The sequence below is a fragment of the Sphingobacterium composti genome (assembly GCF_009829075.1).
GTDB classification, from domain to species: domain Bacteria; phylum Bacteroidota; class Bacteroidia; order Sphingobacteriales; family Sphingobacteriaceae; genus Sphingobacterium; species Sphingobacterium composti.
The window spans coordinates 40,005-52,497 of the sequence record NZ_WUQZ01000023.1 but is presented as its reverse complement, the minus strand read 5'-3'; the positions used below and the strand labels follow the sequence as shown (position 1 = coordinate 52,497).

The 12,493-nt window shown below is 33.3% G+C and carries 5 protein-coding genes; 4 read left to right on the top strand and 1 reads right to left on the bottom strand.

Annotated features, from left to right (window positions below; all coding sequences use genetic code 11):
- Positions 1-47: 47 nt before the first annotated feature.
- Positions 48-902, bottom strand: coding sequence for an RteC domain-containing protein (locus GOQ17_RS13550; RefSeq protein WP_236537153.1), 855 nt, complete (start codon positions 900-902; stop codon positions 48-50).
- A gap of 265 nt (positions 903-1,167) precedes the next feature.
- On the opposite strand from GOQ17_RS13550, the gene GOQ17_RS13545 reads away from it, so the two are divergent.
- The 4 genes from GOQ17_RS13545 (at position 1,168) to GOQ17_RS13530 (ending at position 12,484) form a co-directional block, all read left to right on the top strand.
- On the top strand, positions 1,168-5,733 hold the full coding sequence (locus GOQ17_RS13545; protein ID WP_159638205.1) for an ATP-binding protein: 4,566 nt from the start codon (positions 1,168-1,170) through the stop codon (positions 5,731-5,733).
- 45 nt (positions 5,734-5,778) lie between these two features.
- Positions 5,779-8,535, top strand: coding sequence for a hypothetical protein (locus tag GOQ17_RS13540; protein ID WP_159638203.1), 2,757 nt, complete (start codon positions 5,779-5,781; stop codon positions 8,533-8,535).
- A gap of 72 nt (positions 8,536-8,607) precedes the next feature.
- Positions 8,608-10,014: a hypothetical protein gene (locus GOQ17_RS13535; protein WP_159638201.1), complete on the top strand. Its 1,407-nt coding sequence runs from the start codon at positions 8,608-8,610 to the stop codon at positions 10,012-10,014.
- A gap of 874 nt (positions 10,015-10,888) precedes the next feature.
- The gene (locus GOQ17_RS13530; RefSeq protein WP_159638199.1) at positions 10,889-12,484 is read left to right on the top strand and encodes a reverse transcriptase/maturase family protein; all 1,596 of its coding nucleotides are present in this window, start codon (positions 10,889-10,891) and stop codon (positions 12,482-12,484) included.
- Positions 12,485-12,493: the final 9 nt, after the last annotated feature.

The window sequence follows — 12,493 nt, the reverse complement described above, 5'->3', positions numbered from 1 at the left end:
CTTTTATAATAATAAAAGAATACATTCCGCTATAGGTGATTTAACGCCTAATCAAATGGAAAAATACTTAAATCAAAATCGAAGAATGGCAGCTTAAAATTGTCTCCACTTTTTAGTTGCAATTCCACTGCACGGGTTTTCATTCGGTGGAAGCTGTTATGGATGTCGTTCAATGAAATGCGGAACAGGATTTGGAATACCATGCTTATTTTTCGGATGCCTATTTTCCCGTGTGAAATGGCATCGCAGGCATAGAGCGCATAAATCAATTCGATAAGGGCATTTTTTGTCTGTGTCCAAAAGAAGTCCTTTGTTTCCTCATGTTGGAGCAGTACATCGGGGTTTTGTTCAGGGCTTAGTTTTGTTGTCAGATAGTTATACATTAACTCGTTGGCTATGATTTTCGCCACCTTATAATCAAAGTAGGTAGAAAATTTGGTGTCGATTTCAAATACGAAGCTATTTAATCCATCATAACAATTGATGTTGCCGAGTGTAAAATATTGCTCGTCTCGATCTGTTCTGCCGGAACGGTAGTAGCGGTAAAAATCGGAATTGCAGACATGCTCCGTGTATTCCTGCTTTAATTCTCGCAGGTGCATAGCAAAATAGCCTTCGTAGATATTTCCATTACTTGCAGGGCATGCAGTTTCTATTCTGAATACCTTGTTGTAATAGATGAGCTTGCCCAAGACAGTTGGTTTAATCTGCTTAAAGAAGAGAATTTCGTTCTCCATTGTAGTAAATCCCTCGTTTATTATATCTTCTTTGATGTCTCCGAGAAGCTCTTTCAGATAGACTGTCATCCTGTACGCCTCGTCCATAAAACTCGAAGCCTCCACAGAAAACTTACGTTCCTGTTTCTGTATGTCGGAGACGATTTTGTGTAATAGGTGTCTCATAATACTAATGGTTTAAAATAAAGCCAATATGCCTCTGTAAATTTTAACATTAGTACCGACCTTTTTTCATGAGACAGGACGAAGTAGGGGAAGATTTTTTGAAAAACTGATACTCCAATGATATAATATTTATCTTTATAAACATTGTAATCAGATGTCAATTTCTTGGCCTTCCAAACCTTCTCTTTAAGAATAATAAAGACCTGAAAACATACTTATTACAATATATCAATAATGTACACTATTTAATAATTATATAGATAGCATGAATATCGTATACGAGAAGCCAACAATAGAAAAGGGGACATTGCCTCGTCCCCTTGCATTAGCCAATAAATCATTCCCTTATAATGATATTGCTGACTCTCGGCGATTTGAAGAGTTGCTTTATAGTATATACAAAACAAAAATAGAAAATAATACGTTTGATGGTTTTGATGAGATCAGTTTGATGACAGGCGTCAGAGATCAGGGGAGGGATTGTGTACTAATACGAGATGGCAAGTCATATGGATTGATCCAATGTAAGAAGTATGATAAAAATTATAGCAAGAATGATTTAGGTGTAGAAATAACCAGATTTGTGTTATTCAGTATATTGGAAAAAACATTAGTCCATGATAGATCTGATTTTACTTATTACATTTCTGTTTCTAAAGGATTTACAGCTGATTGTTCAGAATTTATAGATGACTTCAATAAATTAGCACCGGAAGATTCCAGTTTATCAGATTGGATTGCTAAAGGCTTAAGTATGCCTATGTTAAAATCTTTAGCATTGAGCATAGATCACGATGATGTTAAATCTATCCTCTCTGAAATCAAAGTAAAAAAAATCGTACCTCAGGATCTAGATAGGTATCTTAGCACGCCAGCCCTTAACCATCTTATTCCGTTATTCTTTGAGGTTAGAACTGTCACTGACAATGTTAAGCTAGATAATCTGATCCAAAAATTAGGATATGATTTAAGTAAGGAAGAAGTTAGTAAAAAATTAAAATCGGGATCGGTAAGCTTAAATTCTGAGAAAAAAATCTTTGATGATATAAAGGATTCCCATCTTCCACGAAAGGAAACAGGCGACTTATACAATTGGATTATTTCTGAAAAAGAAAGCGAGACTAAAGAAATCCAAAACGTATGTCTATTGGTGGGACAAGCGGGCTATGGCAAGACCGTAATTTTAAAAGATTTATATGATAAATGTAATTTGAATGGTATACCTGTCTTGGGCTTAAAGGCAGACAAACTATATACTTATACTTTGGACGGCCTGCAAAAAAGTCTGGGATTTCCAATTCCTGTTAATGAATTTATTGAAACGTGTAAAAAGTATCATAAGAAAACAGTTATTCTGATTGATCAAATTGATGCTCTTTCACAATCGATGGCATCTGACCGAAAGTATTTAAATGTATTTAGAAGTTTTATTGACCAATTCACTAAGGACAACTCTGTAAGAATAATCATATCCATAAGACCTTATGAACTATATTATGACCCATCCCTACGCATATATAAAAATATGCCCACTTTCGAGCTAAAACCTTTAAGTGAAAGTGAAGTGTTGTCCGTTATATCAAAAATCAAAATTAAAAAAGAAGACATATCGCCTAAGTTGTTTGAACTCCTTAAGATACCCAATCATTTAAACATTTTTATACGTGTCGTTGCAGAGGGAGGTTTAAATTTGCAAGCAACATCCGTTCAGAGTTTGTACTTAGAGCTGTGGAACAACAAGGTCGTAAATCTTCCCAGCAGTGTTCCTGTACAACGAACCAATTTGAAAACCGTATTGTATAAAATTGCGGATCAGATGTTCAGTACACAAAGAATAACCGTTTCCTCTCTGAAATTTGAAGACGATAATAGTGAAATAAAATATCTTGTAAGTGAGAGATTGCTAAAAAGCGAGAATAAGCAGCTGCAATTTTTTCACCAATCTTTTTATGACTTTGTTTTTGCCAAGCAGTTTGTGGAGAACACTCAAGATATCGTAGAATACATTAAGAAGTCTGAGCAATCTATCCACATACGCCCCGCCTTAAAAATGATAGTTTTGTATCTGCGAGACTATGATGAAACACAATATGAAGATACAATAAAACTAATTTTTGAAGATCAAGAATTACTATTCCATATTAAACATGTACTATTTTCTTTATTGATTTCTCAAAATGACCCCTCGAAATCAGAAATAGATTTGGTTAAAGAATTGATTCAAAAATCAATTCATTTACAGCTTATGTTCTTCGAGTTAGCTGTGTCTACAGTTTGGTTCGAGTTAGCCGAAAAAGAGGGTTTGTTGAACGTATTGAAAAGTGAGATAATCGAAGACGCTGATTTCACTGAGGATTTAATCGCATACAGGAGAAAGGTGGTTTTCTTCTTTTTGAGAAACCATATCGTTACACACAACGCTCCTAATGCTTGGCTGTTCTTGAAATCTGTACAAAATGACAAGATTGCCCAAGATCTCTTATATTCAGTTGAAGACTGGAGCAATCCAATATCCTATGAACTTTTTGAAAGATGTAAAGACTTCGAAAAGACTGACCCTTATGGATTTTACCATGTATTGGATAACATTGCAAAGAGAAATGAAGACTATGCTGTCGAAATACTTTCAAAACTACTCCCTGTACACTTTGAAAAATCAAAATCAGATAAAGATTACGAAGAGAAAGAAGTACTGAAAACTCTGGCAAAAAAGTGTCCACATAAACTATATCCTATTTTCTATAATTGTATAGAAATAGATCTAAAAAGGGAGGTTGAATATGAGCAAAGCATTATAAGAGACTGGAAATACAACAACGTGGACTTAAATGACAAGGATACGATATTCGGCTCAGAGTTTATCTATCAATTATTAGCAATTTGCCTAAAGCGAACTGCAAAAAGCTATCCCGAACATTTTGTTCCGTTCTTTGAGAGAGCGAAAAATTCAAAGTATCAGGCAATATTGCAATTGTTACTTTTTAGCCTCAATGGTAATGAGGAGCAACATTATGATAAAGTATTTATCATTTTTCAAAAGCTATTCGAATCTGGATTGATAGGTCAAGATAGCGACATGGATTTTGAGTTACGCACTCTTGTTGAAAAAGCATTCAAATACTTCAAACCAAATCAAAGAGATTATGTGATATTGAAAATAAAGGGATATGTAAACAGGTATGAAATTCGCTTTCATGAATATGGAGAACCACGCAAGAAGCATTTTCATTCAATTTGGGGTTTGGCCAAGTATTATTGGTTACTACGCCTACCAACAGAAGTAGTTTCCGTGGATAAAGAACTTAGTCGTAGTTTACAAGAACTGGAGAGGAGATTTCCAGATCGAAAGGAAAAGCGAAGGAGTAGATCTGCTATGGCAGGAGTTATACATAGCCCTATCAGTGCTAAAGCTCATCAATATATGTCGAATGAGCAATGGCTCAAAGCTTTTCGCAAATATAATGACAACCCAAAAAGGTGGGGTGAAGATTATCTAAAAGGTGGATTGGACGAATTGGTATCGTCGTTTTATAAGGTTGTGCAGGAAGACCCGTCAGATTACAAACTTAAACTTATAGAGAAGGTATTAGAGGATGGTTCAATAAATATCAAATATGCAATTTACGGACTATCGGCTTGGACTGAAAAAAGAAGTGATTCAAAAGAGAAAACTATATCATTGTTTAAAGCAATTTTAAAACGAGAGCTCGGTACAGAAACAAGATTATGTGTTGATATTGCTTCTCATCTCATTGGTGATAAGGATAATGACGATGAGCTGATTAGATTTCTTACTGACCAAGCATTAGATTTTAAAAATTACAAAAGGACGACATTTTTAGATGATCGGGATGAAAAAACAACAACAATTAATGGCCTTATAACAGCTGGTATCAATACCACATTCGGCTCAGCTATTAGAGTCTTATTACACATTAAAGATGACAACTATAAAGATGTCATCTTTAATACAGTGAAAAATGTTTTAGTTCTGGCTCCCCCTGAAGCGAGAGCTGTAGTGTATTGGAGATTTGCTTATCTGTTACATCTAGATCAGAAAAGAGCGTATGAATTGTTTACGGAATATATAAATTTAGAAAATGACATTTATATTATCGCATCATCTCTATGGTCATTACAATACATGAGAAACAATGGACTTGACATCTTGTCGCAACCTTATGAGAAGTTGATTAATTCCAACTTAATGGGAAAAGATGATAGCTACCTATTGTTTTCCATTCTCTACGGTTCATATCTTCATGATCAAATTGGCTCACGAGATTTACTGTTAAAGCATCTCCATTCCAGTACAAATATTTCTTCAAGAATGATTGGGGATATTTTGAAATACTATTATGAGGTTCCTAACACTAAAGAGAAGAATGACGAATTGTTGGCTATGATTATTGAACAGGTAAGTGAAGATGATGAAGTGGACATGACGTTGAATTTTATCAATGTTGAACATATCAAAATTGATGACATATACGGCTTCTTAGGAAGGTATATCTCTTCCTCCAAGTTTAAACTATCTGAATATTTCATGAAATATTTAATCCACCAATGCGGTCGTTCTGTCCACGTTGCAATTGATGTATTCAATTTAGCATTAAACAAACAATCTCAAGCTGATGCAAGCAAACAACCGTATCATCATCGTTCTGATGAGGCAGCGATAAAGTTTGTTGTTGGAGCTTATGATTGCCTACATGGAAATGACAGTAATAGTAAAGCAAAAAGGATGCAACTTCTTTTGTCATTCGACCAAATATTAAAAGATTACCGTTTAAGAAGAAGTGCTGATAATGTATTGGAAAAAATCATTTAGTTATCTACAACATAGAACATAAGTACGTATATAATAAAGCTAAGAATGAATATATCTAAATTAAACCTCTTTACAAAAGAAACAGATGCCTCAGCAACTGAAAAAGGTTTTCATTTTCAAAAATTAAAAACTCTCAAAAGCTGGCTTGAAAATAGAATACAGGAAAAAGATGAGGATATTTTTTGCGATTATGAAGAGGATATATTTCAGCGAGATATTTATGCCGGAATAGCGAAATTTAGACAAATTAAGCTATACTCTACAAACTTTTCCTTTTCTAAGGAGGAAATAAAAAAAAGTATTGCACATTTTTTTATGCTCTTTGTAAAGGGTAACTATTTGTTTGATGAGGTGACCTTTCTATTTGAAACCAATTCTGGAATTGCCCGTGAAACCAGAGGTAACGATGCAGGCTTACTATTGGAATGGTATAAAAACCAAGACAATATGAGTAAGGAATTGCTCGAAAAATGCAGGCTTAAGGTTAAAGTTATTCTCGATGAATACATCAATGAAGTGTATGAAAATCGTATGGATTCTATTTCTAAATCTGATTTACAGACTGCCAAAATAATTTACGATCAACTTTCTGATGAGACATGGAGTCGCTTTATAAAGTCAATTAAATGGCAATTTGACGAAATAGATCAAGTTCATGCAATACCAAAAATTGTAGCGGAAATTGAAACACTAATCAGCCAGCTTCCTTTGCCAATTGATAAGTCAAAAAGAACTACCTACATTTCAGTTCTTCATTACGAAATAGCGCAGAAAAGTTTAAATCCAGATGAAGAATCAAGTAAGATAACCAATCAACTTTTAGATATCTTACTATTAGGCACAGGAGATGAAGATCACCAATGGTATGCTGATACCTTGCACAAATGGAAACATGTAGAAAAGGTAAATCAATTTAATATTGGAGTGTTTTTCGAGCTAATTAGCGCGGTTAGATATTGCAGATGGGAAATGGGAAAGACTGCTCATTTGGAAATTTGGTTACCGATTTTGATTCAATACATAGAACATCCTGATATCATTGTAAGCTGTAAACGGAAAGCAATATACGAGTTTTTGTTCCTTTTATTATCGCCAAACCTTGAAGATGGAAGTAACATATATGATTTTGAAGGTCAAGAAGAACTAATCCGTTTCTACTTTGAAAATATTGACTATCGATTATCTCTCAGTTCTATTGAGGAAGATATTACGTTGATGCAACTTCTCGAAGTACAAATTTTAAATGGTACCGTTGAACTAACACTTGAGGATTTGAAAGGTTGGAAAATAAACATCCTCAACACCATAGATCAACAACTATTAACCACAACAAGTATAGATGATAGATGCCAGCTGTTGGAGCTTAAAGGTAGCTTCCATTACCACACGGAAAACCAAAGGCCACTAAAGGATAGAATGAGACAAGGATTGGATTATTACAGGCAAATTATACCTCTTTTACCAGAAACCCATTCTTATTCAATTACCAAGCTGTCTGAAATCATGAATCAGATTCTTGAACAGTGCATAAAAGCAGGAAGAAGTGATGAGGAACTGGAAGAAGTTGAAGTTTTTTTAAACGAAATTGAAGAGCATGCGAAAAAGACAAGTAATCAAAGCACATCCGCGCAAACTTTAGCTGATCGGGCTGCTGCATATGTTGAAAAACCTTCTGTTAAAAATTTTTTAAAGGCCCTCGAATGTCTGCACCGTGCGAAAGAACTGTTTCAATTGAAAGATACCAAAGAAAATTACATTATTGTAATGCTTGGTCTTTCAGAAGTTTATTCAATTCTTGGGTTAAATATAGCTGCCAAACAATATGCCTTAGCCGGGGTTTGGGCTTGTATTCATTTTGGCGAGGCAACAGCTCTTAATCGAATTAGTGATAGCTATGCATATGTGTTTAGAGCTGATTATAATCAAGGAGCATGGATGAGTGCACTGGACGATTTTCGTCAATATATCAAAGTCAGAATTGAATTTAAATCTGATGCAATGAATATTGAGGCTGACGCTGTCTATAGAAATATTCTAATTGAGTTAGCCGTAATTCTGATTTGTTCACCAGTATTATATCCTGAATTGAGCGTTTTTATTGAAAATCAAAAGAAGGAGTTGGGTTGGATTTATACAGAAGAGTTACCACCGCTTTTATTGCCACTGGAAAGAAAATTCTCAAACACAGAGGAAATGAAAAAGATTTTAAGAGGTAAGATAACTGGTGTACCGTTAAGTGATCTTGGACAAGAACGGGAGATTCTGTTCAAATCAATGAATATTGACTGGCTAATTAAATTTAAGAATACGGCACAGTTAAACGCAATTGGAGAAGAATTTTCTGCTACTCTCCAAATAGTTTTAAGCGAGATTAAAGCTTCTGGCAAAGATTTTAAATTTCGTAGTAAATCTGTAAAGATTAAAATTTTGGAATCAGCTGGCTACAGCGAAATTATGAGACCAGATCCAGATAACACGGACTGGTGGACTGCTGGTATACCAGTTTTTGAAAGTACAGATCAACAAAAAATGCGCCTTCATTATGCTTTTGTAGGCGGTAATGTGACAACATTACTGATGGAAAATAGCTTTCTATACCGTGAAGAATTTAATATACTGATTAAGTACTTATATGAAAACAGGAAGTTAGCCGATAAAATCCAATCCATGAATATCTATCAGAAATTGTATTTTAATCTATTGAAGCCTGAAGACTTCAATGGTTCTCAAAGACAATATTTTTCCAAACCAACTTTGGATAATGATTATTACTTACTGATGAATACGCTTAAAGACTTTTAATAGGATTGTGATTCATGTAATAAAGGAAGAAAATATAAAAAATCGTATCACTGTTAAATTTGTTACTATAGAATGCCAAATGTTACCTATATAACCACAATACCTCTTGAGGAAAATGTTTACTGTTGTTTTCAGTATAAAAATTGTCGTGTATCCACCTCTTCAGATCTAAAACCCTTAGGTGTTGATAAAGTCGAAGATGACATAATTGGGTATTTTGTTATATCAATTGATACATTGGTAAAAGATTTTGAGTCAGTAACCGATGCAGCCGCACACGCTAGACCAATGTTTTTAATAATCCTAGATATTCTTTCATTATTTTTGGATCGTCCAATGACACCTTTTGATACTGGGTATCAAACTTCGTTTGTAACAATTAAAGAAGAAAAAGCAAAGAAAATTGAGACAATATTTGTTATAGGCGAGGAAGATATTTCTAATAACTTGACAAACTTCTTAAGGCAATTAAATGAAGTAGATTCCAATAAACAAAAGCTTTTTTATTCTTTAATGGATCGCTGGCGAAAAGCCGTTTATATGCAATATGTTAGCGAGGATAGTCAAGAGTATAATGACGAAGCAGTTATTGCGTATTTCCATGTGCTTGAACTCTTAGCAGAAGAGCATAGTAAGGAGTTGGGCTTATTAATCAAAGAAAAAATTGAAAACTCCTTAATTGATATTTATGGAGGAATAATGCAATTTGAAGGCAATTATTTACACTCTCTGATCACTTCTAAAAAGCAACTTAATAATCAACTTATACTTTCTGATCTACCCGTCGCAGGAAAGATACTTTACGCGCTAGGTAAGTTAGGTTTAATGAGTAAAAGACTAAAATATTTTATTGGAAATTGGATAAAAGATAGAAATAATGTCGCACATGGTCGAAGAGTATATCAAGATAGGATAATTTTCCCCGTTCCACCATTTTTTCCAAATGCTAGGATCAATGATTATACCCTCAATACACTAAGATATCTGACAGCTCATGTAATATGCGTTGCAATAGCTGGTATCGACATATATGAAGAAAGATGGGAAGAAGAACATAACATGCTTATTCCGACTCCTGAGGAAATAAGATCTTTCGTATCAGATAACAGACATAAGGAACTTACGAATGAACAATTTGTAAATGGTGATCTATATAACATAAATCCAGGCTCAATTAGTTGGTATCTGGTTGATAAAAAAATTAAACATCAAGAAGGAATTTCAGTACTAAGGGATTTTCTTATGAATATTGATCTTAATGATTTTGATCAAGTACATCAAATTGTTATTGCTGCAGTAATTTTAGCAGATTTTGTTGATGAAGAATTACGGGCTATTTGTGAGCAAGTTATTGTCGAGGCATATAAAAACAGGTGGCACCCATTTATAAATTTACGTGAACTGCTCAGTTTTCTTGAATATAATAATCATACTCCTAAATTCTTTGAAAATATGATTATTGATAAAAAAGTAAGGTAAGTAATATATGTCATAGAATAAAAACAGCATCTAAATCGTTAAGATGTCTAAATACTATCTTTTTAATTTACTTGTTTTATTGTTGAGTTTGTGTTGTGGAATTTCTGTATCTATATCTGTGGATAGTGAGGTATGTTTAAGTTGATTCAAGCGTCTTAAATCTTCCAATAAAGAGTTCGAGTTTCGTACCAATGGGTTCACAAAACAAAAAGCTCAATCGAAAGATTGGGCTTTTTGTTTTACCCGCGGGATGAGAACCCAAGGGGTCAATTAAAAATATTATTTATATTTAAATACTTTTTTATGACAAAATGTCGCAAAAATAATATGGCATAGAATGTGATTAAGAGTATATGCATAGGTTGCAATAGACCGATGGTGAGATGTTTAACTTTGTAATAGACGACAAACTTTGTGCCATCCCTGCCATTAAGGCAAGGCTTTCTGACAGAGTGTTCGAATAGTAAGTCCCAGTTGCGTAAAGCAATATGCTTGTTAGCTCGAATATGAGTGTATTATAGTGATTCATCTTCTTGATGTTAATTCATTCCTCTCTAGTGTTAAACTGGAAATGCCCGAGAAACTAAAGTTTCGAGGTTTTAGGGAAACAAAAGCAAGGCCAGTTTCTCTTGTCGGTAATCCTAAAAAGGTTGATAATGCTTACTCGTTTGTAATGTTACAATCTGAAATGCCACATTCCGAATGCTTCGGCTTGATTGGCTAAGGGTGGATAAAAAGCTTAATAGGTGTGAATCCTGAGAAAGTTGGAGGAAAACTTTCAGCTGACGCATTTGAAAAAAAGTGCACACTGTCCAGTTAAGTCATAACTGGTATTGCTCACTGGGCAGTGTCCCATTAAAAAATAATAAAGCCAATGTTGACCGAAGAAGAATTTGAAGACTACTGGAATGGTTGGTCCGAACAAGAGTTATCTAATTATAAAACAATCAAAAATAATTCAGGTAAAGAAGCTAGAAAGTATTTAAAAAAAGGATATTTACACTTTGATAACAGATTTTGGTTTCCGGAACGCAGCGAGGAATTAAAAATAATTCTTAAAAATGGTCTACGGTTTTACAACAAAAATCATAAAAAACATGAAAGTTGGGCATTTAGTCCATTCTTAAAAATTCTAATTCAAACTCCTCGTTACAAATACCAGCAGGAAGAAGGTCATTATGACTTAGAGACAAAAATTCGACCTATCTGTTTTGCTTCACATATTGATAGTTTAATTTATGGCTTTTACTCTTACTTTTTAACAAAGAAATATGAATCATATATTGATAAAGTAGGTTTTGGAAATTGTCCACTCGCTTATCGCTCAAATTTAGACGGAAAATGTAATATACAATTTGCAAAAGAAGTTTTTGATGAGATAAAACATAGAGGAAATTGTTCCGCAATAGCTTTAGATATTAAAGGATATTTTGACCACATTGACCATGAAATTCTAAAAGAAAAGTGGATTAAAGTTATTGGTCGTAAATTACCAGAAGACCAATTTAAATTATATAAATCATTAACAGAATATAGTTATGTAAGTAAAAATAGTGTATTGAAAAAATATCAAGTAGATCTTAAAAAGTTAAAAAAGGAAAATAAAAATTTTGAAACTTTTTTAGAACTTATACCTGGAAATAAAAACTACCATAAATTTGAACAACTTCGTACTGATAGACTAATTGTTAAAAATAACAAGCGGAACAAAGCCTCTAATCGAAAAGTTGGAATTCCACAAGGATCTAGTATGAGTGCTTTGCTTTCTAATATATACTTACTTGATTTTGATAAAGATTTATATGAAAAGTCAATAAAAGAAGGATTTTTTTATCGTAGATATTGTGATGATATTTTAATAGTTTGTGATAGTCATATAGCAGAAAGGTTGCAAAATGAAATTATACAAAAAATATCAGACGAATATCATTTAGAAATACAAAATAGAAAAGTTGAGTTTACAGAATTTCGTCCCAACTCCAATGGAGAAATTAGAGCTTTTAATAAGAAAAGGCAAATAAAATCGGGTGTTACTATTACGAACTCAGCCAATGAAAAGTTATTTTATAAATCCCTTCAATATTTGGGGTTTGAATTTAATGGGCAAAATATCTTTATTCGTTCAAGTAGTTTATCAAGGTATTTTAGAAAAATGAAAAGTCGAATTGTTAAGACAGTTGTTATGGCATATGGTCGAAGTGGAAAAGATAATAAAATATGGAAACAACAAATCTTTGAAAGATATTCTCATCTCGGTAAAAGAAATTTTATAACATACGCTTTTAACGCTTCAAATGAGTACTATATAAATAGCAATAAAAAACAAAAGGATGGTTTAAATTCACCATCAATACGGAAGCAGCTATCTAGACATTTTATTGTTTTGCAGAATACTTTAAGATCAAAAAATGATCAAAGATATGAATACAAATCATCTCAAGGAAAAATGAAGAGTCCAAAAACTATTTAATCAATTTAT

Excerpts from the sequence above, each read along its gene's own strand:
- GOQ17_RS13550 (WP_236537153.1), bottom strand. The coding sequence starts at position 902 with ATGAGACACCTATTACACAAAATCGTCTCCGACATACAGAAACAGGAA.
- GOQ17_RS13545 (WP_159638205.1), top strand. The coding sequence starts at position 1,168 with ATGAATATCGTATACGAGAAGCCAACAATAGAAAAGGGGACATTGCCT.
- GOQ17_RS13540 (WP_159638203.1), top strand. The coding sequence starts at position 5,779 with ATGAATATATCTAAATTAAACCTCTTTACAAAAGAAACAGATGCCTCA.
- GOQ17_RS13535 (WP_159638201.1), top strand. The coding sequence starts at position 8,608 with ATGCCAAATGTTACCTATATAACCACAATACCTCTTGAGGAAAATGTT.
- GOQ17_RS13530 (WP_159638199.1), top strand. The coding sequence starts at position 10,889 with ATGTTGACCGAAGAAGAATTTGAAGACTACTGGAATGGTTGGTCCGAA.